Source organism: Kitasatospora sp. NPDC058063 (assembly GCF_042885395.1).
GTDB classification, from domain to species: Bacteria; Actinomycetota; Actinomycetes; order Streptomycetales; family Streptomycetaceae; genus Kitasatospora; species Kitasatospora lactacystinica.
In genome coordinates, this window is sequence record NZ_JBHVSD010000024.1 from 36,993 (window position 1) to 57,930 (window position 20,938).

The 20,938-nt window shown below is 73.5% G+C and carries 20 protein-coding genes; 6 read left to right on the forward strand and 14 right to left on the reverse strand.

The features are described 5' to 3' along the window. Positions 1 to 11 precede the first annotated feature (11 nt). On the reverse strand, positions 12 to 1,112 hold the full coding sequence (locus ACFVUY_RS32905; RefSeq protein WP_387735925.1) for a sensor histidine kinase: 1,101 nt from the start codon (positions 1,110 to 1,112) through the stop codon (positions 12 to 14). Positions 1,113 to 1,314: 202 nt separating this feature from the next. Here ACFVUY_RS32905 and ACFVUY_RS32910 point away from each other — a divergent pair, with 202 nt between their 5' ends. Then, the gene (locus ACFVUY_RS32910) at positions 1,315 to 1,890 is read left to right on the forward strand and encodes a hypothetical protein (RefSeq protein ID WP_387735928.1); all 576 of its coding nucleotides are present in this window, start codon (positions 1,315 to 1,317) and stop codon (positions 1,888 to 1,890) included. Positions 1,891 to 1,903: 13 nt separating this feature from the next. Here ACFVUY_RS32910 and ACFVUY_RS32915 read toward each other — a convergent pair whose 3' ends face one another. After that, entirely contained in the window at positions 1,904 to 2,914 is a 1,011-nt protein-coding gene (locus ACFVUY_RS32915; RefSeq protein ID WP_387735930.1) for a DMT family transporter, read from the reverse strand. A gap of 302 nt (positions 2,915 to 3,216) precedes the next feature. Between ACFVUY_RS32915 and ACFVUY_RS32920 the strand changes: the two genes are divergently transcribed. From ACFVUY_RS32920 to ACFVUY_RS32930, 3 genes are all read left to right on the forward strand, one after another. Further along, on the forward strand, positions 3,217 to 3,876 hold the full coding sequence (locus tag ACFVUY_RS32920) for a TetR/AcrR family transcriptional regulator (protein ID WP_387735932.1): 660 nt from the start codon (positions 3,217 to 3,219) through the stop codon (positions 3,874 to 3,876). A 126-nt stretch (positions 3,877 to 4,002) separates the two neighbouring features. Beyond that, positions 4,003 to 4,668 carry a peptidylprolyl isomerase gene (locus tag ACFVUY_RS32925; RefSeq protein WP_359902240.1) on the forward strand — a complete coding sequence of 222 codons (666 nt, stop codon included), beginning with the start codon at positions 4,003 to 4,005 and terminating at the stop codon, positions 4,666 to 4,668. A 99-nt stretch (positions 4,669 to 4,767) separates the two neighbouring features. Continuing rightward, the gene (locus ACFVUY_RS32930) at positions 4,768 to 5,124 is read left to right on the forward strand and encodes a MazG-like family protein (RefSeq protein ID WP_387735935.1); all 357 of its coding nucleotides are present in this window, start codon (positions 4,768 to 4,770) and stop codon (positions 5,122 to 5,124) included. 41 nt (positions 5,125 to 5,165) lie between these two features. Here the strand turns inward: ACFVUY_RS32930 and ACFVUY_RS32935 are convergent, their stop codons facing one another. The 7 genes from ACFVUY_RS32935 to ACFVUY_RS32965 all read right to left on the reverse strand — a co-directional run bounded on the left by ACFVUY_RS32935 (position 5,166) and on the right by ACFVUY_RS32965 (position 13,414). Further along, positions 5,166 to 6,476, reverse strand: coding sequence for a geranylgeranyl reductase family protein (locus ACFVUY_RS32935; RefSeq protein ID WP_387691508.1), 1,311 nt, complete (start codon positions 6,474 to 6,476; stop codon positions 5,166 to 5,168). A gap of 120 nt (positions 6,477 to 6,596) precedes the next feature. Next, positions 6,597 to 7,292, reverse strand: coding sequence for a demethylmenaquinone methyltransferase (locus ACFVUY_RS32940; protein WP_359902232.1), 696 nt, complete (start codon positions 7,290 to 7,292; stop codon positions 6,597 to 6,599). 159 nt (positions 7,293 to 7,451) lie between these two features. Next, positions 7,452 to 8,039 carry a hypothetical protein gene (locus ACFVUY_RS32945; protein WP_387691510.1) on the reverse strand — a complete coding sequence of 196 codons (588 nt, stop codon included), beginning with the start codon at positions 8,037 to 8,039 and terminating at the stop codon, positions 7,452 to 7,454. A gap of 250 nt (positions 8,040 to 8,289) precedes the next feature. Continuing rightward, on the reverse strand, positions 8,290 to 9,003 hold the full coding sequence (locus ACFVUY_RS32950; protein WP_387735938.1) for a hypothetical protein: 714 nt from the start codon (positions 9,001 to 9,003) through the stop codon (positions 8,290 to 8,292). A gap of 138 nt (positions 9,004 to 9,141) precedes the next feature. Further along, complete coding sequence (mqnC, locus tag ACFVUY_RS32955) at positions 9,142 to 10,362, reverse strand: cyclic dehypoxanthinyl futalosine synthase (RefSeq protein WP_359902223.1); 1,221 nt, start codon at positions 10,360 to 10,362, stop codon at positions 9,142 to 9,144. Between the two features lie 149 nt (positions 10,363 to 10,511). Continuing rightward, positions 10,512 to 12,260 (reverse strand): protein kinase, encoded by a 1,749-nt coding sequence (locus ACFVUY_RS32960; protein ID WP_387735941.1) that lies wholly within the window; start codon positions 12,258 to 12,260, stop codon positions 10,512 to 10,514. A 221-nt stretch (positions 12,261 to 12,481) separates the two neighbouring features. Further along, positions 12,482 to 13,414, reverse strand: coding sequence for a menaquinone biosynthetic enzyme MqnA/MqnD family protein (locus tag ACFVUY_RS32965; RefSeq protein ID WP_387735944.1), 933 nt, complete (start codon positions 13,412 to 13,414; stop codon positions 12,482 to 12,484). A gap of 396 nt (positions 13,415 to 13,810) precedes the next feature. Between ACFVUY_RS32965 and ACFVUY_RS32970 the strand changes: the two genes are divergently transcribed. Then, positions 13,811 to 14,014, forward strand: coding sequence for a cold-shock protein (locus ACFVUY_RS32970; protein ID WP_188301247.1), 204 nt, complete (start codon positions 13,811 to 13,813; stop codon positions 14,012 to 14,014). A gap of 275 nt (positions 14,015 to 14,289) precedes the next feature. On the opposite strand, the gene ACFVUY_RS32975 is transcribed toward ACFVUY_RS32970, so the two are convergent. Then, on the reverse strand, positions 14,290 to 15,636 hold the full coding sequence (locus tag ACFVUY_RS32975) for a dicarboxylate/amino acid:cation symporter (protein WP_359902214.1): 1,347 nt from the start codon (positions 15,634 to 15,636) through the stop codon (positions 14,290 to 14,292). 470 nt (positions 15,637 to 16,106) lie between these two features. Between ACFVUY_RS32975 and ACFVUY_RS32980 the strand changes: the two genes are divergently transcribed. Beyond that, positions 16,107 to 17,315 carry an MFS transporter gene (locus tag ACFVUY_RS32980; RefSeq protein ID WP_387735947.1) on the forward strand — a complete coding sequence of 403 codons (1,209 nt, stop codon included), beginning with the start codon at positions 16,107 to 16,109 and terminating at the stop codon, positions 17,313 to 17,315. Between the two features lie 73 nt (positions 17,316 to 17,388). Here the strand turns inward: ACFVUY_RS32980 and ACFVUY_RS32985 are convergent, their stop codons facing one another. The 4 genes from ACFVUY_RS32985 to ACFVUY_RS33000 all read right to left on the reverse strand — a co-directional run bounded on the left by ACFVUY_RS32985 (position 17,389) and on the right by ACFVUY_RS33000 (position 20,922). Next, a complete protein-coding gene (locus ACFVUY_RS32985) occupies positions 17,389 to 18,516 on the reverse strand; it encodes a LacI family DNA-binding transcriptional regulator (protein WP_387735949.1) in 1,128 nt (375 codons plus the stop codon). Positions 18,517 to 18,545: 29 nt separating this feature from the next. Further along, on the reverse strand, positions 18,546 to 18,890 hold the full coding sequence (locus ACFVUY_RS32990) for a DUF4229 domain-containing protein (RefSeq protein ID WP_387691522.1): 345 nt from the start codon (positions 18,888 to 18,890) through the stop codon (positions 18,546 to 18,548). A gap of 110 nt (positions 18,891 to 19,000) precedes the next feature. Next, positions 19,001 to 19,528, reverse strand: coding sequence for a GNAT family N-acetyltransferase (locus ACFVUY_RS32995; RefSeq protein ID WP_387691524.1), 528 nt, complete (start codon positions 19,526 to 19,528; stop codon positions 19,001 to 19,003). Between the two features lie 77 nt (positions 19,529 to 19,605). Beyond that, a complete protein-coding gene (locus tag ACFVUY_RS33000; protein ID WP_387691526.1) occupies positions 19,606 to 20,922 on the reverse strand; it encodes an MFS transporter in 1,317 nt (438 codons plus the stop codon). Between the last annotated feature and the right edge of the window lie 16 nt (positions 20,923 to 20,938).

Sequence of the window (20,938 nt, forward strand, 5' to 3'; positions counted from 1 at the left end):
GTACCTCCCCGCTACCCGTCCCGCCTCGGCTCCCACGAACCCGTCGGCCCCGCACCGGCCTCCTCCAGTGGCAGCACCGCCGTCACCCTCCAGGCCTCCCGCTCGTGCGGGCCGGCTTCCAGCGAACCTCCGAGGGCCTCGACCCGGGCAGCCAAGCCCGGCAGGCCGCTGCCGCCGCCCCGGCGCGGCCGCCCTGCCGAGCCCGGGGCCCGACCGTCGTTGGTCACCGTCAGCTCCAGCCGTCCGCCGCTACGGCGGGCCCGGATCTCGATCTCCCGCGCGGCCGGAGCATGCCGCCGGACATTGGTCAGGGACTCGACCACGATCCGGTGGACGGTACCCTCCACCTCGCGCGGCACCGGCTCCTCCGGCAGCTCCAGACGGACCTCGGCTCCACCCGCCGCAGTAAACCGCTCGGCCACCTCGGCGAGTTCGGCGAGTCCGGCCTGCGGACCGCGGCCTCCGCCCTCCTCGCTGCGCAGCAGCTGCACCGTCCGGTCCAGCGAGGCCAGTGCCCGCTGCCCGGCCTGCTCTATTCGCTGGAACATCTCCGCCGCCCGGGCCGGATCGATCCCGGCCAGGTAGGCCCCCGCCTGGGCCTGGGCGACCATGCCGCTGACATCGTGCGCCACGAAGTCGTGCAGGTCGTGGGCCAGCTCCAGCCGCTGCGCCCGCCTGGCCTCGGCCACCGCCTTGTTGCGCACCTCGTCCAGGCCCCGCAGGTAGAGCCCGATCAGCACGGCCGGCAGGGAGAGCATCGATCCGAAACCGAAGAGCGTGAGCGTGTCCGCGGGCCCCTCGATGAACACGAACCGGGACGGCCAGAGGGCGACCGCTCCGCAGGCCGTCCAGGCGGCCGCCGCACACCACGGGCCGTCCTCGGCGCGCAGGCCGACGACCACCGACAGCAGCAGGACGGCCAGCTCCACCAGGCCCAGCAGCCCGGCCCAGCGCTGCCCCTCCGCCCAGCGGCCGAGGGACCAGACGGCGACCGTGACCGCGACCGACGCCGCCCCGAGCGCCATGGTCACGGTCGCCGCCCCGTACCGCCGCCGCACCGGCCGGACGAACGGCACCAGGACCAGGACGACCCCGGACAGGATCTGAGTCATCGTCACCACCTCCCTCGCCTCCTCGACTGCCGTCACATTACGACGCCGCCCATGCGTCGCGCCTGTGCCGATCGGCATATTTCAAAGGCGGGTTGAGCAGGAGGAACAGCCCGATCGGCATCTGCCGCCAACCCCTGTCGGGGCTCCAGTCTTGAGTCGTCGCACCGGCCACGGAGGCCGGAGCCGAAGGGAGTCCACCACCATGTCGAAGCTCGTGATCAATGCCCGCGGCACCGCCTCCCGGGCCGTGGCGGCCGCCCCGGACGTCCCGCCCGCACCGCGCTGGGCCCGGCTCGCCGCCAAGGCCGCCGTCCTGACCACCGTCCCCTCGGGGCTGTGGCGGATCGCCTTCGGCTTCGGCGTCCCGGTCGGCTTCGGCGGCGCGACGCTCACCGCGTACGCCGAGCACCAGCCGGGCTGGGGCACGGTCTACTGCGTGGCGTTGAGCGCCCTGGCCGAGTCGCTGGCCTTCCTGACCCTGGGCCTGGTCCGGCCCTGGGGGCTGGTGGCGCCCCGGTGGATACCGCTGCTGGGCGGCCGTCGGGTCCGGCCACTCGCCGCGATCGTCCCGGCGTTGCTGGGCTCGGTGATCCTCACCTCCCTCGGCACGACCGCGCTCTTCGGCGGCTGGGCCCGCAACCTGGCCGAACCGGATTCTCCGCACGGTCTCGCCGGCGTGGTGATGACGCTCGCCTACCTGCCCCTGGTCGCCTGGGGCCCGCTGCTCGGTGCGGTCACCCTCGACTACGCCCGCCGGACGCTGTGGCGGCACCGGTGACGACGGCGGCCGGTCACACCTGGGCCGGCTCCGCGCTCGGCCCCACCGCATCCCTCCCGCTCGCGCCCTCGCCCTCGCCCTCGCCCTCGCCCTCGCCCTCGTTCCGGATCAGGGCCGGCGCGGGGGCCGTGCGCCGACCCCACTCCGTCGCGACCAGGACCAGGGCTCCGCCGAGCAGGGCGAACGGGCCCATCCGGTTCCCGGCCAGGGTGATCCCGAAGACGGCGGCCCACAACGGCTCGGTGCCGAGCAGCAGGCTCACCCGCGAGGGCGACGTGGCCCGCACGGCCCACATCTGGACGAAGAAGGCGAACAGAGTGCAGAACAAGGACAGATGCAGCAGCCAGGCCCACTGGCCGGCTCCGTACGAACGGGCGACCGTCCACGGCGCAGGGCCGACCGACAGCGCGACGACGGAGAACACCCCGGTGGCCACGGCGAGTTGGACCCAGGTGACGGCGAGCATGTCGGTGTCGCGGACGGCTCGGGTGCGGGCCATCGCGAGGACGTACGCCGAGCGGACGAGGGCGGCGCCCAGCACCAGCAGATCTCCGAGCGTCGGAGGGCGCAGCCCGCCGTCTCCGGTGAGCAGGGCGACACCGAGGACGGCCAGCCCGGCGGCCGCGAGGAAGGCCTTCGGTGGTGCGGTCCGGCCGAGGGCGCTCTCCCCGAGCGGGGTGAGCACCATGGCGAGGCTGATGATCAGTCCGGCGTTGGTAGCGGAGGTGTGCACGGCTCCGTAGGTCTCCAGCAGGAAGATCCCGCTGAGCACCAGCCCCAGTGCGGCACCGCCGAGCCACTCGGCACGACTCAGCCTCCGCAGGGCACGCCAGGCGACCACCCCGAGCAGCGGCAGCACCAGCCCGAACCGCAGCACGAGCATCGCCACGACCGTCCCGGGCTCGGCCACGCGCTGGACGGCGAGAAAGCTCGATCCCCACACCACGGCCACGAGCAGGACCGGAAGATCACGAAGGACCGACGAGGTCGAACCCTCGGGCAGGTCGGACAAGGAGGCAGACATGCGAAAGATCCCTCCGAACGGACGGAACCGGCGGGCGCGAGTACCGTACGGCGTCGGACGGACCCAAAAGCCGGGCGGAGAGCCCGGCGGCGGACGAGGTGGAGCGTGGAGCAAAGGTGCGCCATCCTCGCGCACCGGACCGCCGGTGATCAATGCCCCGCGCGGGCGCCGATGGGTCGGGCGACGAGCAGGTGACCGCGGCAGGCGGGCAGACCCTGCTCGTAATGCAACTTGAGTCGCATTACGATGAGCACGGCGCGACCGTCACGCCACAGCGATCCCTGACGCGACCGGAGTCGACTTTGACTGAGGCCACCCACCCCGCTCCGGAACCCCGCACCCCCACCCCGCGCCCGGGCGGCCGCAGCGCCCGGGTCCGGGCCGAGGTGGTCGCCGCGACGCTCGCCGAAGTCACCGAGAAGGGGTACGACGGCCTCACCGTCGAGGCGGTCGCCACCCGCTCCGGCGCCCACAAGGCGACCCTCTACCGACGCTGGGGCGGAGTGGACGGCCTGGTCGCCGACGCCCTGACCGCATCCGCCGACCAGCCCTGGCCCCTGCCCGACACCGGAGACCTCCAGCAGGACCTCCGCCGGATCACCCAGGAGGTGTTCAGCGTCTTCACCGACCCGGAGCTCGGCCCCACACCGATAGCGCTGATCTCCGCCGCCCAGCGCTCGGACGCCGGCGCGGCCGCCCTTCGCGCCTTCTTCGCGGCCCGGCACCGCCAGGCCGCCGAGGTGGCCGAACGCGCCGTCGCCCGGGGCGAGCTCCCCACGGGGACGGACGGCGCCGAGGTGGTCCGGGCCGCCACCGCGCCGCTCTACTACCGCCTGTTCGTCTCCGGCGAGCCCCTGGACGCCCGCACCGCCGAGCGGGCCGCCGACGCCGCGGCCCTGGCCGCGCGCGCCGGGCTCTTCACCACCACCGCGGCCACCACGACCACCACGGAACAGAACTGACAAACCATCACACCACTGCCGTCCGAGGAGCCACGGCCGCCCCAACCCCTACCGCATCCCCATCCGGCCGTGGATGATGCACCCATGACAACCCCGCCGTCCACCACTCCCCGGAAGGTCCGTCACGTGAAGCGCACGCACTGGGCGCTGGTCGCCGCCGCCACCGTCCTCCCGCTCGTGGCGAGCACCGGCACCGCCGTCGCGGACGCCCCCGCGGCCGGCACCCCCACCGCCGGCTGCACCTACACACCGGCTGTCCCGGCCGACAACTTCAAGGGCATCCCGGTGTTCGACGCCAAGAAGGCGGCGAAGCCCTACCGCGCGACACTGCGGACCAGCCAGGGCCAGATCACCTTCGAGGCGCTGACCGACAAGGCGCCCTGCACCACCTTCTCGTTCCGGTTCCTCGCCGAGCACGACTACTTCGACCGCAGCCACTGCCACCGCCTCACCACCCAGCGGATCTACGTCCTCCAGTGCGGCGACCCGACCGGCACCGGCAGCGGCGGTCCGGGCTACTCCTTCCCGGACGAGAACCTGACCGGCGCCACCTACCCGGCCGGAACCGTGGCCATGGCCAACGCCGGCCCGAACACCAACGGCAGCCAGTTCTTCTTCGTCTGGAAGGACACCAAGCTCTCCCCCGCCTACACGCCCTTCGGCCGGATCACCGCCGGCCTGGACGTGCTCCAGAAGATCGCCGCCGGCGGCGAGGACGACCAGAACAACCCGGGCGACGGCTTCCCCACGCTCCCGGTGAACATCCGCAACGTGAAGATCAGCGCCCGCTGACCGGGCGGGCCGGACAGCCCCGGCCCGCCACCCGCCGTCCCCCGCTCCCGTACGGTGGCAGCACCAACGACACCGCAACGGGAGCAGGAGCAGCACCGCATGGACAGCCGGATCTGGGAGAGCGTCGACCACCTGGTCACGTGGCTGGACGAGCAGAGCACGCAGTCGCCCCAGGAGGAGCGACTGCTGCGGATCCTCAAGCTCTCCGAGGAGATCGGCGAGGTCGGTGCGGCGGTGGTCGGTGCCACCGGCCAGAACCCGCGCAAGGGGGTCACCCACACCTGGGAGGACGTCCAGCACGAGCTCTGCGACGTCGTCTTCTCCGCCCTCGTCGCCCTGAGGACCCTCACCCCCGACGCGGCCCGGGTCTTCGCCGAGCGCCTCGCCTACGTCGAACAGCGCTCCACCGCCTCCCGGCGACCGCCGGAGGAACCCCCGGCGGTCGACGAGGCATAGGCGACGCCCCCGTCAGGGACGAGGCACGCCGTCCCCCCGGGTCAGGCGTTCGGCGCGACCCTGGCGAGGCCGTTGATCACGCGGTCCATCGCGTCGCCGCCCTGCGGGTCGGTGAGGTTCGCGAGCAGCTTGAGGGTGAAGCGCATCAGCATCGGGTGGGTGAGGCCGCGCTGGGTGGCGATCTGCATCACCTTGGGGTTGCCGATGAGCTTCACGAAGGCGCGGCCCAGCGTGTAGTAGCCGCCGTACACGTCCTTGAGGATGCGCGGGTAGGCCTGGAGGGCGCGCTCGCGGCCGCCGTCGGTGACCCGGGCGAGGGCCTGCACGATGACCCCGGCGGCGATCTGGCCGGATTCCATCGCGTAGGCGATGCCCTCGCCGTTGAAGGGGTTGACCATGCCGCCCGCGTCGCCGACCAGCAGCAGGCCGCGGGTGTAGTGCGGCTGCCGGTTGAAGGCCATCGGCAGTGCGGCGCCGCGGATCGGCTCGGTCATGTTCTCGGGGGTGTAGCCCCACTCCTCCGGCATACCGGCGCACCAGGCCTTGAGCACCTCGCGCCAGTCCAGCTCGCCGAAGGCCGGCGAGGAGTTGAGGATGCCGAGGCCGACGTTGGAGGTGCCGTCGCCCATGCCGAAGACCCAGCCGTACCCGGGCAGCAGCTTGCGCTCGCTGCCGCGGGTGTCCCACAGCTCCAGCCAGGACTCCAGGTAGTCGTCGTCGTGGCGCGGCGAGGTGAAGTAGGTGCGGTAGGCGACGCCCATCGGGCGGTCCTCGCGCCGGTGCAGACCCATGGCGAGGGAGAGCCGGGTGGAGTTGCCGTCGGCGGCGACCACCAGCGGGGCCCGGAAGGTGACCGGCCGCTTCTCCTCGCCGAGCTTGGCGGTGACGCCGACGATCCGGCCGGTGCGCTCGTCCAGGACCGGCCCGCTGACGTTGCAGCGCTCGTAGAGCCGCGCGCCGGCCTTCTCGGCCTGACGAGCCAGCAGCTCGTCGAAGTCGGCGCGCTTGCGCACCAGGCCGTAGTCGGGGAAGGAGGACAGCTCGGGCCAGTCCAGCTCCAGCCGGACACCGCCGCCGATGATGCGCAGGCCCTTGTTGTGCAGCCAGCCGTTCTCGGTGGAGACGTCGATGCCCATGTCCACCAGCTGCTTGGTGGCACGCGGGGTCAGGCCGTCGCCGCACACCTTCTCGCGCGGGAAGGCGGTCTTCTCCAGCAGCAGCACGTCCAGCCCGGCCTGGGCCAGGTAGTACGCGGTGGTGGAGCCGGCCGGGCCCGCGCCGACCACGATGACGTCGGCCGTGCTCTCCACGGGGCTGTCCGGCTTCGTCAGATCGGCTGCGGTCTCGGACACGTGGACACACTCCTGGAACTGCGGCTGGGGGACGGCGGCTCTGTCTCCGGCAGTCTAGTTCCGCTCACGTCACCGGATGCGCCCCCGCCCCCCGACCGTCGGCCCCGGGCCGACGGTCGGCTACGCGATCTTGTAGGCCCGGTGCAGCGCGACGATCCCACCGGTCAGGTTCCGCCAGGCGACCTTCGACCAGCCGTTGTCCTGGAGCCTGGTGGCCAGCCCGGGCTGGTCCGGCCAGGCCCGGATGGACTCGGCGAGGTAGACGTACGCGTCCGGGTTGCTGCTGACGGCGGTGGCCACCGGCGGCAGCGCACGCATCAGGTACTCGGTGTAGACCGTCCGGAACGGCGTCCAGGTCGGGGTGGAGAACTCGCAGATCACCAGCTTGCCGCCGGGCTTGGTGACCCTCAGCATCTCGCGCAGCCCCGCGTCGGTGTCCTGGACGTTGCGCAGCGCGAAGGAGATCGTCACCGAGTCGAACGTGTCGTCCGCGAACGGCAGCCGGGTGGCGTCGCCGGCGGTGAGCGCCAGCTCGGGGTGGCGGCGCTTGCCCTCGGCGAGCATGCCGACCGAGAAGTCGCACGGGACGACCTCGGCCCCGGCCTCGGCGAAGGGCAGTGAGGAGGTGCCGGTGCCGGCCCCGAGGTCGAGCACGAGGTCCCCCGGCCCGGCGGCCACCGTCTCGGCCACCGCCCGGCGCCAGGCGCGGGCCTGGCCGAGGGAGAGCACGTCGTTGGTGCGGTCGTACTTGGCCGCGACGTCGTCGAACATGGCGGCGACTTCGTGCGGCTGCTTGTCCAGAGAGGCTCGGGTCACGCCCCCATTGTTCACCCTCGCACGGACGCCCCGACCAACGGGGCACACCGACCCGGAGCCGAACCCGGAGCCGACCCCGGCCGAGCCCCGGCCCGCGCCCGACGTCGAGCAGCCGCCCGCCAGTGCCGGGCGCGGCCCACCCGCACCGGGCCCGGCTCGTCAGTGCTGAGCGCGCCGCCCGCCCGCGCGGCGCCGCCGACGCGACCGCTTGCCGTGCGTTATCGCGGGCATCCCGTCCGCCAGCGCCCCCGTCGCCAGCGCGAGGTTGGCGGCCAGCTTCCCCTGTCCGCCCCGGAGCGCGAGGGCCTTGTGGTGCCGTCGGATGCGCAGCACGCAGATCACGAAGAGCACGACGGCCACCGGCACGCTGAACCGGGCCAGGCCCACGCCGACGGGCTGCGGGTAGGTGTCGCCGCAGATCCGCACCGCGCCCGGGTCGTCGGCGGCGTGCTCCAGGCAGATCCTGTCGCCGAGCCTGGCGCTGTCCGAGAGCGGCAGCGCGGCCGCGGTGTGCGGCTCCCCGCCGGCCCGGTAGCTGACGGCGCTGTAGGTGCCGCCGCCGGTCGGGAGCTGGGTGACGACCCCCTCGACTCTCACCGGGTGCGCCTCGATCCGGTCGGCCTGGTCGGCCTGGCGCCAACCGAGCAGGCACATGCCGACGGCCAGCACGGCGCTGAGCACGGCGGCGAGGTACCAACCACGGCCCATCCGCGGGGTGCGCGGCGGGGGAACGGTCGCGGTTTGCATGGTTCCTGTCCTGGCTTGCCTTCGGGGCCGGGGACACGGCCCCGCCGCCCGCGGGCGCGGGCAGTGGTGTGGTGAGGGTACGGAGTGAGCTGTCCGGGATCGTATCCGCTGGCGGGCCCTCAGGTCACGATGAAGGGACAATCACTCTCCGGCACCGACACCGGAGTTCGGGTGCACACGAAGGAAGTCCCGTTCGCCACAAGGAAATCCGGCTACTGACGAGTACGTCACACCTGCCGTGACGACCGTCTCACCGTCGGCGGTACACCAACCGCCCGCCCAGCACCGTGGCCAGGCACCCACCCGCCGCCGGCTCCGCGCCCGACACCGCGCCCGACACGGCTTCCGCGCCCCCGCGCCCGATCCCGCCCCCTGCGACCGCGAACACCGCGAAGTCCGCCCGCCGCCCGGCCGCCACCCGCCCGTACACGGCCTCCGCGAGCGGCAGGACGGCCAGCGGGTCCAGCGGCCCCGCGCCCACGTCGCCCGGCCCTCCTGACGAACCAGCAGAACCGGCGGAAGCGGGTGACCCTGGCAGTCCCACGACCCCCGACCGCGCCACCGCCGTCCGCACCGAAGCCCGCTCGAAGGGCCCGGCCACCGCCGTCACCCCGTACCCGAGCATCCGCTGCAGTCCCCGCCGTGCGCTGGCCCCGCACCGCGCCTCGTCCGTGGAACCGGCCAGTCCGTCCGCCACCGGCTCGACGCCGACCTCCTCCCGGGGATCGGGGTGGTACGCCCGTTCCAGCAGCCGGTGTCCGTACGGATTGCGCAGCCCGGGGGTGAGCACGGCCACACCCCAGTCCCGTACCCGCGCGCCCGGGTGGGCGGCCGCCAGCTCCCCGTACGGACCGACCGCCTCCACCAGCTCGCCACGCACCACCACCGCCCCGTCGGCGATGGACGGGGCGGTGGGGTCGGCCGGGTCGGGCAGCACGAACGCCGCCCGGTGCAGAGTCAGCACAACAGCGCCTTCGACTTCGACAGCAACGCCGGCGGCAATGCCGACGCCAGCGGCAACGGCCACGGCCACGACCACAGGGACACCGGCATCAACCACACCGGCGCAGGAGGGGCCAGGAGGAGAGGAGGAGAAGGGGACTCAGTTGTCCAGGATCTTCAGCTCGGGGTGCGCGGTGCCGCCCTCGATCGCCGTGGAGGCGATGTGCGAGGCGACGCGCGGGTCGACCGGGTCGTTGGCCGGGTCGTCCAGCACCCGCAGGTGCTCGTAGGTGGTCGAGCGCTGCGCCGGGACGCGGTCGGCGGCCCGGATGAGGTGGATCAGCTCGGTGAGGTTGGAGCGGTGCTTGGCACCCGCCGCCGAGACGACGTTCTCCTCCAGCATGACGGACCCGAGGTCGTCCGCACCGTAGTGCAGCGACAGCTGGCCGGCCTCCTTGCCGGTGGTGAGCCAGGAGCCCTGGATGTGGGCGACGTTGTCGAGGAACAGGCGGGCGATCGCGATCATCCGCAGGTACTCGAAGACGGTGGCCTGGGTCGAGCCCTTCAGGTGGTTGTTCTGCGGCTGGTAGGTGTACGGGATGAAGGCCCGGAAGCCGCCGGTGCGGTCCTGCACGTCGCGGATCATCCGCAGGTGCTCGATCCGCTCGGCGTTGGTCTCGCCGGTGCCCATCAGCATGGTGGAGGTGGACTCCACGCCGAGGCCGTGGGCGATCTCCATGATCTCCAGCCAGCGCTCGCCGGACTCCTTCAGCGGGGCGATCGCCTTGCGCGGCCGCTCCGGCAGCAGCTCGGCGCCGGCGCCGGCGAAGGAGTCCAGGCCGGCCTTGTGGATCCGGGTGATGGCCTCCTCGACGGAGACGCCCGAGATCCGCGCCATGTGCTCGACCTCGGAGGCGCCCAGCGAGTGGATCACCAGCTGCGGGAAGTCGGCCTTGATCGCCGAGAACGCCCGCTCGTAGTACTCCACGCCGTAGTCCGGGTGGTGGCCGCCCTGGAACATGATCTGGGTGCCGCCGAGCTCGACCGTCTCGGCGCAGCGGCGCAGGATCTCGTCGAGCTCGCGGGACCAGCCCTTGTCGCTCTTCGGCGGCACGTAGAAGGCGCAGAACTTGCACGCCGTCACGCAGACGTTGGTGTAGTTGATGTTGCGCTCGATGATGTACGTCGCGATGTGCTCAGTACCCGCGTAGCGACGGCGGCGCACCGCGTCGGCGGCGGAGCCGAGCGCGTGCAGCGGCGCCGAGCGGTAGAGCTCCAGCGCCTCCTCCGGGGTGATCCGGTCACCGGCGGTGGCGCGGTCGAGCACGGCCTTCAGGTCGGTGCTGGACGCATCGAGGGTGGTCGCTGCGAGCTCGGTCACCTGGCGGCCTTCTCTCTCTCAAGTGCTACTCGGGTACGGCCGAACCAGCCTACGCCAGCACATTCCGCCGCCCGCGTCAGCCCGCTGAACTGCGCACGGGCCGCCCCGGACCCCGCCGGAGCCCTCGGCCGTCGACCCCGCCGCAACCCTCAGCCGTCGGCCCCGCCGGCCCCGTCGGCCCTGCGCATCGTGCCGGCCGGGTTCCCGGCCGGCGGGTCGGCGGAGGCGAAACGGATCGTCCCGTCGGACTGCAGGGTGAGCGTCTCCGCGTTGGAGCCGCCGGTGCAGGCGCCGGGGATCGAGGAGCGGACCAGTCGGGACTGGAACACCAGCTTGGTGGCGGAGGCCGACTTGAGGGTCCAGGCGCCCTCGCAGCTGATCGAGAGCAGCCCGGAGACGGCGTTGCGGCTGGTGGTGCTCTCCTGGCCGATCGCCGCCGGACGGACGGTGAGCGTGGTGGTCCCGCCGGGCAGCCCCTTGTCGGTGACCATGTCCCCGCTCCAGGTGCCCAGGAAGGCGGCGGGCACCACGCTCGGCCCGCCCGTCCCGGGCGGCACCGCACCCGGGGCGGACGCCGTCGCGTTCCCCGGAGCGCCGGAGGCCGAGGTGGACCCGGAGGTGACGGCGCCGCTCGGCGGGACGGCCCGGCCGGGGTCTGCGGACGCCTCCGGCAGCGGCGCCGCCGTGGGCCCCGACACCGCCGGTTCGGCCCGGTGCAGCCACCCGTACAGCCCGTACCCGCCGCCCCCGAGCAGCACGAGCACCGCCGCGACCGCCGCCGCGTTCCGGGCCCGCCGCGGCCGCGCCCCCTGCGCGGTCCCGTCCCGGACGGCCCCGCTCAGCGGCGGGTGCTCCCCCGCGCCCTGCGGCCCGCCCGCGGACACGAAGGTCGGTGTCCGCACCGCCCCGGCCAGGGCACCGGAGGCACCCGCGTCCGCGCCCACCCCGTCCGGAGCCGCTTCCCCCGACTCCCCCGGCTCCCCCATCTCCCCGTCCAGGTCCAGGTCCAGCAGTTCCACCGCGCTGCGTCCCACCCCCGCCGCCAGTTCCCCCGGCAGCCAGCGGCCCTGCGCCAGCCGGGCGGCGGCCGCACCGTCCGGGTCCAGCCGGGCGCGCAGCTGCCGCGGGGTGGGCCGGGCGACCGGGTCCTTGGCCAGGCAGCCGAGGACGATCCCGCGCAGCGGCTCGGGCAGCCCGGCCACGTCCGGCTCCTCGTGCAGCACCCGGTAGAGCAGCACGGCCGCGCTGACCCCTTCGCCGAAGGGGTGGACGCCGGTGGCGGCGAAGGCGAGGACGGCGCCGAGCGAGAAGACGTCCCCGGCCGGCCCGACGGCCTGCCCGTTCGCCTGTTCGGGTGACATGAAGCCGGGCGACCCGACCACGTAACCGGAACGGGTGAGGCCGCCCGCGGCGTCCAGGGCCCGGGCGATCCCGAAGTCGATCAGCCGCGGTCCGTCCAGGGTGAGCAGCACGTTGGACGGTTTGACGTCCCGGTGCACCAGGCCGAGTCCGTGGACGTGGGCCAGGGCCTCGGCGAGCCCGACGCCGAGCGAGCGCACGGCCGGCTCGGGCAGCGGCCCGTACGTCCGGACGGCGTCGCCGAGCGCGGGGCCCGCCACGTAGCCGGTGGCGACCCACGGGCGTGCGCCCTCGGTGTCGGCGTCCAGTACGGGCGCGGTCCAGGCGCCGCCGACCCGCCGGGCGGCGGCGACCTCCTGCCGGAAGCGGGCGCGGAACTCGGCGTCGTCGGCGAGCTCCGACCGCACCACCTTGACGGCGACGGTGCGCCCGCCGGCCGTCCGGCCGAGGTAGACCCGGCCCATTCCGCCCGAGCCGAGCCGCCGCAGCAGCCGGTAGCCGCCCACCTGGCGCGGATCGTCCGACCCCAGTGCCCGCATCCCGCACGCTCCCCTCGCCCTCGCACGCGCGCTCCGCCGACCGACGGCCCACCGGACGCGCCTCGGGTGCAGACCGTACCGGGCCGGGCGGTGCTCCGCCCGGCCCTCGGGCCTGTCTTCACCCTTCCGCCCGCGCGGCGGCGCCGGGCGTACGAAGACGGGCACGGGCCCCGCGAACAGGTGCGGGAACCCCGCAGCCGGACGCCGCGCCCCTACCTCCCCTACATCCCCTGCTGCGTCCCCAGCGGCAACGCCACCGGCTCCAGCAGCCGCACCGCGACGTCGGGGGCGAACCCGCTGTCGTGCGCGACCCGCCGGGCGAACTCCGTGACGCCGGACAGCTGGCGCTCGCCGAGCGAGAAGTCGAGCGCCTCGCTGAAGTACCGCTCCAGCACGTCCGCTCCGAAGGCCTCCCAGCGGGCGGCCTGTTCGGCGACCTTGCCGGCCTCCACCAGCGACAGGTCGCGGGACTCCAGGAAGGCCCGGTGCACCGCGGCGGTCAGTTCCGGGGCGCGCTCGGCGAACTCGCGCCGCACCGCCCAGACCGCGAAGACGAAGGGCAGTCCGGTCCACTCCTTCCACATCTCGCCGAGGTCGTGGACGGTCAGCCCGAGGTCGGCGGCCTGCCCGAGGTAGGCGCGCAGGGCCGGGTCGCCGATCAGGACGGCGGCGTCGGCCTCGGCGAGCATCGCGCTGAGGTCCGGCGGGCAGCTGAAGTAGTCCGGGCGCACGCCCTCGCGCTCCTCCAGGAGCAGCCGGGCGAGCCGTACGGAGGTGCGGCTGGTGGAGCCGAGGGCGACCCGGCGGCCGTCGAGGTCGGCGAGCGGCACCTTGCTCACGATCAGGCAGGACATCACCGGGCCGTCGCTGCCGACCGCGATGTCCGGCAGGACCAGCAGGTCGTCTGCGTTGCGCAGGTACTCCACGCAGGTGATCGGGCCGATGTCCAGGGTGCCGTCGACGAGCTGGTCGCTCAGCTTCTCCGGGGTGTCCTTGGTGAGGTCCAGGTCGAGCAGGTTCCCGGTCCTGGCGAGTCCCCAGTAGAGGGGTACACAGTTCAGGAACTGAATGTGGCCGACCCGGGGCCTGACCGGTGTGTTCTCCTGGGGCTCCCGCGTCCGCGCGTCCGGTGTCCGTTCCTCCGGTGCTGCCACTGCGCCGCTCCCTCGCTGTTCGTGCCTCCCCGCAGCGTATGCCTGCTGTTCGCGGCGGCTCGCACCGGCCGTCCGACACGCCTTCAGCCGCCGTCGACGCGGCGGCGACGCGCCTTTCCACGCCCGCTGCCGACACCCGCTCCGGCCCTTACGACACGCGCCTTCCACGCCGCAAGTGACCTCTGGTCGTCACAGCGGCCGCATGCTAGCGTTGCCCTCAGTTGCAGTTTGATTCCCCTTGCAGTACTTGAAGCCTGCGGAGCATGTAACCGCAGGCTTTTTGTAGTTTTTCAGCAATATCGAAAAATTTCGGACACGTCCGGAGGCAGGGCGATCAGCGCAGCGGACCGGGTGTCACACGGTGTGGCCCCCGACACGCATCGCAAGGAGAACGGCATGGCTCAGGGAACCGTCAAGTGGTTCAACGCTGAGAAGGGCTTCGGCTTCATCGCCCAGGATGGCGGCGGCCCCGACGTCTTCGTTCACTACTCCGCCATCAACGCGAACGGCTTCCGTTCGCTGGAGGAGAACCAGACGGTCACCTTCGACGTCACCCAGGGCCCGAAGGGCCCGCAGGCGGAGAACGTCACCGCTGTCTGACCATCCTCTGATGTTCTGATCGCTCGGGACCCGTACGGGTCCGCCGGCGGCTCCCGACAGCCGCCACCATGAGCACAAGAGCAGTACCCAAGGGGGCCCGCCCATCGGCGGGCCCCCTGCCTTTTCGAAAGCCCGTCCCGGGGCGGAAGTTCGGGCACGGAGCGAAGGAATGCGGAAAGGGCCCTCTCCCGTCACCGGGAGAGGGCCCTTTCCGTCATGCCGGTCGAACGTCCCCTCTGGCGTTCGACCGCACGTTCCGTCCCGGGCAGCCTGCCTCAGGCCGCGACCGGGGTCGCACCGCCCTGGCCTGCGGCGACGGCCGGCTCCGGGGCCTCGTCGTACAGGTCCCCGGACGGGTTGTTGTACGCGGCGACGTCCAGGATCTTCTCCCGGGCCGCGACCACGATCGGCACGACGACCTGGCCGGCGACGTTGGTCGCGGTGCGCATCATGTCCAGGATCGGGTCGATGGCGAGCAGCAGGCCGACGCCCTCCAGCGGCAGGCCCAGCGTGGACAGGGTCAGCGTCAGCATGATGATCGCGCCGGTGAGGCCCGCGGTGGCGGCCGAGCCGACCACCGAGACGAAGGCGATCAGGATGTAGTCCTTGATGCCCAGCTCGATGTTGAAGACCTGGGCGACGAAGATCGCGGCGACGGCCGGGTAGATCGAGGCGCAGCCGTCCATCTTGGTGGTGGCGCCGAACGGCACGGAGAAGGACGCGTACTCGCTCGGAACGCCGAGCCGCTCGGTGACGCGGCGGGTGACCGGCAGGGTGCCGACCGAGGAGCGGGAGACGAAGGCCAGCTGGATCGCGGGCCAGGCGCCCTTGAAGAAGTGCAGCGGGTTGAGCCCGGCGGCGAAGCGCAGCACCAACGAGTAGACGACGAACAGCACCAGCGCGCAGCCGAGGTAGATGTCCAGGGTCAGCGTGGCGAAGGGCTTCAGCAGGTCCCAGCCGTACTTGGCGACGGACTTGCCGATCAGGCCGAGGGTGCCGAGCGGGGAGAGCCGGATGACCCACCACAGCGCGGTCTGGGTCAGCTCCAGCACGGACTCGCTGAGCTTGAGGACCGGCTCGGCCTTGGCGCCGAGCTTGAGGATCGCAGCGCCGACCACGACCGCCAGGAAGACGATCTGAAGCACGTTCACCTTGGTGAAGGAGTCGACGATGTTGGTCGGGAAGATCCCGGTCAGGAAGTCGATCCAGGTGCCCTTGGAGTCGAGCGCCTTGAGGCCCTCGGTCTTCAGGTTGGTGCCCTCGCCCGGGTTGGTCAGCAGACCCAGGCCGATGCCGATGCCGACCGAGATCAGCGAGGTGATCATGAACCAGAGCAGCGTGCGGGTGGCCAGGCGGGCCGCGTTGGTGACGTTGCGCAGGTTCGCGACGCTCACCACGATCGCGGTGAACACCAGCGGCGGGACGGCCAGCTTGAGCAGCTGGACGAAGATCTTGCCGATGGTCTCCAGGGTGGTGGCCAGCCAGGAGATGTCGGCGGCACGGGCCAGGTAGCCGAGGCCGACGCCGAGCACGAGGCCGGCGACGATCTGCACCCAGAAGGGCGTCTTGCGGATGCGGGCGAGCACGGACGGCGACGAGGTCGCCTCGGGCGCTGTGGACATGGGGGAGCGTCTCCGGGGGAGGGCGTTGCTGACGGTGAGGTGGGGGCGGAGCGGGCGGCACGGCGCGGGGCCGGACGGGATGGGTCGGGCCCCCGGTCAGGGGCGTGCCGCCGCGGTACAGCTCAGGGCAGCACAGCGCATGGCGCGACAACGGCGCGGGCTGTCCACAGCACCGGTCAGAGCACACGGGCGGGCGGCGGCGGGCAGGGGGCCCGGGCCGTGCATCCGCAGTGCGTCTGAGGCTGTCATGGCCGATACGTTAGCAGTAAAGGTTTGAGATGTTCAAAGTACTTGTTTGAGGTCACGCAGCGCACACGCCGCCCGAGGCCCGCCGCCGACCCGAACTCCGGACACGAACGAAGCTGACGCCCCATCAGTCCGACTCGGCGGCCCGATTGACCGCTGAGCAGTTATACGTATAACTTTGACGGCGTCCCTGCCCCTGCCTGCCCACCCGGAGAGGACGGCCGATGGGCTACCTCGCCCTGCTCCGTGCCCCGCACGTCACCCGCCTGCTGCTCGGCACCCTGCTCGGCCGTCTGCCCGCCGGCATGACCGCCCTCGTCATCGCCCTCGCCCTGCGCGACGCCGGGGTGACGTACGGCCGAGTCGGACTGGCCACCTCCGCCTACGCGATCGCCGCCGCCGTCGGCGGCCCGGTGCTCGGCCGGATCGTGGACCGCACCGGACAGCCGCGCGTCCTGCTCGCCTCCGCCGTGGTGGCCGGCGGCGGGTACGCGCTGCTCGCCCTCGCCCCCGGCTCCGCGCTCGGTGCGCCGATCGGGGCCGCGATCGCCGGCCTCGCCATGCCCCCGCTGGAGCCCTGCCTGCGCTCGCTCTGGCCGGACGTGGTCGAGGAGAAGCAGCTCGACACCGCGTACGCCTTCGACTCGGCCGCCCAGCAGATCCTCTACGTGGCCGGTCCGCTGGCCGTCGCCACCATCTCCGGGCTGTTCAGCCCGGTCGCCGCACTCTGGGTGGCCGCCGGGCTCGGACTGGCCGGCGCGCTGATCGTCGCCACCGCCGGGCCCGCCCGGGCCTGGCGCGCCCCGGCGCAGGAACGGTCCGCCGGACTGCTCGGGCCGCTGCGCTCCCCCGGACTGGTGCTGCTGCTGGTCGGACTGGCCGGGGCCGGCTGGGCGGTCGGCGCGCAGAACGTGCTGTTCATCGCCTACGCCGAACAGCACGTCGGTACGCTGCCCGGCGGCGGAGGCACCCTGCTGGCACTGGCCGCGCTGGGCGGCCTGCTCGGCGCGCTCGCCTACGGCGCGGTCACCTGGCGGCAGACCACGGCCACCCGCACCTGGGTGATGGCCCTCGCGATGGCCGCCTCCTACCTGCCTCTGGTCACCCTGCCCGGGCCGTACCCGATGGCCGCGCTGGCCTTCCTCTCCGGGATCATGCTGGCCCCGCTGCTGGCGGCGGCGTTCGTCCTGGTCGCCGAACTGGCGCCGACCGGCACCGTCACCGAGGCCTTCGCCTGGCTGGTGACGCTGTTCGCCACCGGCAACTCGCTCGGCTACGCCGTCTCCGGCAAGCTCGCCGAGGACTCGCTGCGCCCGGTGGCGCTCTGCGCGGTGGGCGGGATCGCACTCGGCGGGCTGGTGCTGTTCGCCGCCCGGCGCTGGTTCCACCCGGTGCCGCTCGCCCCGGCCGCCCGGCCCGTCCCGGTGGGCTGACCCACCCCCACGAACGACTGCGCCCGCCGGTGGTCTGGCCGACGGGCGCAGCCCTGTCTCCGGTGACGGACCGTCACCGCCCGGTCGGAGCCGTACCGGCCGGCGCCGTGGAGGAGCGCAGCACCAGCGAGGTGGCCAGCGGCGCGACCGGCGCCACCCGCTCCCCGCGCAGCAGGGCCGCCAGCGCGGCCGCGCCCGCCCGGCCCAGTTCCTCGCCCGGCAGGTCGACGGTGGTCAGCGGCGGGGCGAGCAGCGCGGCCACCGCGACGTTGTCCATGCCGACCACCGACAGGTCCTCCGGCACCCGCAGCCCCAGCTCGGCGGCGGCCTGGTAGACCCCGGAGGCGACCACGTCGTCGTCGCAGATCACCGCTCGCGGCCGGTCCGCCCGCTCCAGCAGCCGACCCGCGACGGTCCGCGCGGCCCGGTGGCCGTCGTTCAGGCTCACACCCAACTCCACGACGTCCAGGTCGAGTTCACGGACAGCCTGCTCGAAGGCGGCCTGCCGGACCCGGAAGGTGTAGGCGGAGTGGCTGGAGCGCAGCCGGCCGATCCGGCGGTGGCCGAGCGCGGCCAGGTGCTCGACCGCGGCACGCATCCCGCCGGCCACGTCGAGCTCGACGGTCGGTCGCGCCCGGTCGGTGCCGGGGTCGGCGTCCAGGAAGACGGCGGGGGTGTCGACGGGCAGCTCACCGAGCTGGCTGTCGTCCGGGGAGCAGATCAGCAGGCCGTCGAAGCGGCCGGCGGTGGCGGCCTCGGCCAGGGTGGCGCTGCCCCAGCCGGAGCTGACCACGACGGCCAGGCCGTTGCGGCCGGCCTCCTCGTGGACGCCCTCCAGCACCCGGCCGAAGAAGGGGCCCTGGAGGTTCGGCACGGCCAGCAGGATCATCCCGCTGCGGCCGAGCCGCAGCTGCCGCCCGGCCGCCTGCGGGCGGTAGCCGAGGCTGCGGGCGGCCTCGCGGACCCGCTCCCGGGTGGCCTCGGAGACCCGCCGGCCGGCCTCGGCGCCGGAGAAGACCAGGGAGACGGTGGCCTGGGAGACCCCGGCGAGCCGCGCCACGTCCCGCCCGGTGGGGCGGCGGACGGGGGCCGGCCACGTACCGAGCGCCCCCTCGGACGGCGGCTGCCCGGCGGACGCCCCCTCGGAGGGCGGCTGCCCGGCGGGCGGCTCGGACGGCGCGGAGTCTCGGGTGGCGGGCACGGCGGCTGCGCTCCGGGGCCGGGCCCCGGTCAGTTCTGGCCGGCGGTGGCCGAGCGGGCGGCGTCGTCGGCGGCGTCCTCCTCGGCATTCTGCGCGGCGATCCGGTCGGCGGTACGGCTGCGCATCCCGGAGACCTTGCCGCTGATCTGCGTGGACATCTCGTCGCGCTGCCTGCTCAGCAGCGCGTAGCTGAGCGGCGCGGAGGCGACCGCCGCCAGCAGGAACAGGAAGATCATGCCGGCCTCACCGCTGACCGGGATGACGCCGAAGTGCCCGAGCAGCAGGGCCACCAGCAGGCAGCCGAGGAAGATGCTGACCCGCAGCGAGGTGTAGCGGAGCGTGGCGTGCGACTTCTCCGGGCCGTTGCTGGTCACTCGACACGTCCTTCTTCGTTGCGCTGGGGCGGGTTCTCCAGTCAAGCATGCCTGACGGCCGGAGCGGGGCACGGGGCACCCGATCCGGCCCGCGGCCCGGCGGGCGCTCGTCAGCGCAGGTCGAGCCAGAGGGTGATGTCGTCCCGGTCGTCCCCGGGGGCGACCCGGATCGCGGCCGGCACCCGGCCGACCTCCCGGTAGCCGCTGCGGGCGTAGAACCGCTCCAGCCCGAGGCCGCCGCGCGCGGTGAGCCGCAGCGACTCCAGGCCCCACTCCCGGGCCGCCCGCTCGGCCTCGGCGAGCAGTCGGGCGCCGTGGCCCAGGCCCTGAAAGTCGGGGTGCACCATGACCCGCTTGAGCATCCGCCAGTGCTCCATGAGGTCGAAGCGCATCGACTCGAAGAACAGCACGCCGACCAGCCGGCCCGTCGCGCTCTCGTGCGCGACGAGCAACCGGTCCGGACCGTCCGGTCCGACCCCGGCGAACTGGCGTTCGGCGGTGTCCCGGACCTCCTCCTCGGTGACCGGCGCCACGAAGCCGACCGCCCCGCCGGCGTTGGTGACGTCGGCCCACAGCCGGACGATGGCCGTCCGCAGATCGGGGTCGAGCTCGGGGTCCAGGGTGAAGGTGAGCACCATGGAGCGGAGCCTAGACCTCCGGTACGACGGTCCTACCGGGAGGTCCGGCGCCGCCCCCCGGTCGCGCGGACCGCCCGTCACCGGAGGGCCGGCACCGCCCGGTCGGGCCGCCCGCCGCGCAGCGCCAGGCAGAGCCCGACCGCGACCGCGCACAGCGCGCCGGCGCCGTACCAGGTGAGGTCGTAGTTGCCGAGGGCGTCACGGGCCAGGCCAGCCAGCCCGGCGACGACGGCCGCGCCGATCTGGTGGGCGGCGAGCACCCAGCCGAAGACGATCGGGGCGTCCTCGCCGAAGTGCCGGCGGCACAGCGCGACGGTCGGCGGCACGGTGGCCACCCAGTCCAGGCCGTAGAAGATCACGAAGGCGAGGATCGGCGGCTGGAGCGATCCGGCCAGCAGCTGCGGCAGCAGGAGCAGGGACAGGCCGCGCAGCCCGTAGTAGACCGTCAGCAGCACCCGGGAGTCGACCCGGTCGGTGAGCCAGCCGCTGAAGACGGTGCCGAGCACGTCGAACACGCCGATCAGCGCGAGCAGGCTCGCGGCGGTGGTGACCGGCATGCCGTGGTCGTGCGCGGCCGGGATGAAGTGGGTGCCGACCAGGCCGGCGGTGGTGGCGCCGCAGATCGCGAAGGAGCCGGCCAGCAGCCAGAACGCCCGGACCCGCGCGGCGTTGCGCAGCACCCGCAGCGAGCGGGCCAGGGCTCGGCCGTCGGTGACCGTCGCGGCCGGGGCCTCGGTCGCACCGTACGGGAGCAGGCCGAGGTCGGCGGGGCGCTCGCGCATCAGCAGCAGCACCGGGACGGCGACGGCGCTGGCGGCGAGCGAGACCACGACCACGGCCGAACGCCAGCCGTGCTGCTCGACCAGCCAGGCGCCGATCGGCAGGAAGACCAGGTTCCCCGCCGCTCCGGCGGCCGTCAGCACTCCGGTGACCAGGCCCTGGCGGGCCCGGAACCAGCGCCCGGTGATGGTGGTGGCGAAGGCTCCGGCCATCGAGCCGCTGCCGAGGCCGACCAGCACGCCCCAGCAGAGCACCAGTTGCCAGGGCTCGCGCATCAGCATGGTCAGCCCGGAGCCGACCGAGATGGTCAGCAGCGCGCAGACCACCACCAGGCGCACCCCGAACCGGTCCATCAGGGCGGCGGCGAAGGGGGCGGTGAGGCCGTAGAGCGTCAGGTTGACGGAGGTGGCGCTGGAGATCGTCCCGAGCGACCAGCCGAACTCGTTGTGCAGGGCGTCCATCATCAGGCTCGGCGTGGAGCGGAAGCCGGCCGAGCCGAGCAGGACGAGCAGGGAGACGCCGGCCACCACCCAGGCGTAGTGCACCCGGGGGCGCTCGGCCGGGTCGGGCGGTTCGGAGCGGGATGCGGGGGCGAGGGCGCTGCGTTCGGTCACGCGAACGAGTGTTCCG

Excerpts from the sequence above, each read along its gene's own strand:
- ACFVUY_RS32970 (WP_188301247.1), top strand. The coding sequence starts at position 13,811 with ATGGCTCAGGGAACCGTCAAGTGGTTCAACGCTGAGAAGGGCTTCGGC.
- ACFVUY_RS32930 (WP_387735935.1), top strand. The coding sequence starts at position 4,768 with ATGGACAGCCGGATCTGGGAGAGCGTCGACCACCTGGTCACGTGGCTG.
- ACFVUY_RS32975 (WP_359902214.1), bottom strand. The coding sequence starts at position 15,636 with ATGTCCACAGCGCCCGAGGCGACCTCGTCGCCGTCCGTGCTCGCCCGC.
- ACFVUY_RS32905 (WP_387735925.1), bottom strand. The coding sequence starts at position 1,112 with ATGACTCAGATCCTGTCCGGGGTCGTCCTGGTCCTGGTGCCGTTCGTC.
- ACFVUY_RS32995 (WP_387691524.1), bottom strand. The coding sequence starts at position 19,528 with ATGGTGCTCACCTTCACCCTGGACCCCGAGCTCGACCCCGATCTGCGG.
- ACFVUY_RS32910 (WP_387735928.1), top strand. The coding sequence starts at position 1,315 with ATGTCGAAGCTCGTGATCAATGCCCGCGGCACCGCCTCCCGGGCCGTG.
- ACFVUY_RS32980 (WP_387735947.1), top strand. The coding sequence starts at position 16,107 with ATGGGCTACCTCGCCCTGCTCCGTGCCCCGCACGTCACCCGCCTGCTG.
- ACFVUY_RS32960 (WP_387735941.1), bottom strand. The coding sequence starts at position 12,260 with ATGCGGGCACTGGGGTCGGACGATCCGCGCCAGGTGGGCGGCTACCGG.
- ACFVUY_RS32915 (WP_387735930.1), bottom strand. The coding sequence starts at position 2,914 with ATGTCTGCCTCCTTGTCCGACCTGCCCGAGGGTTCGACCTCGTCGGTC.
- ACFVUY_RS32945 (WP_387691510.1), bottom strand. The coding sequence starts at position 8,039 with ATGCAAACCGCGACCGTTCCCCCGCCGCGCACCCCGCGGATGGGCCGT.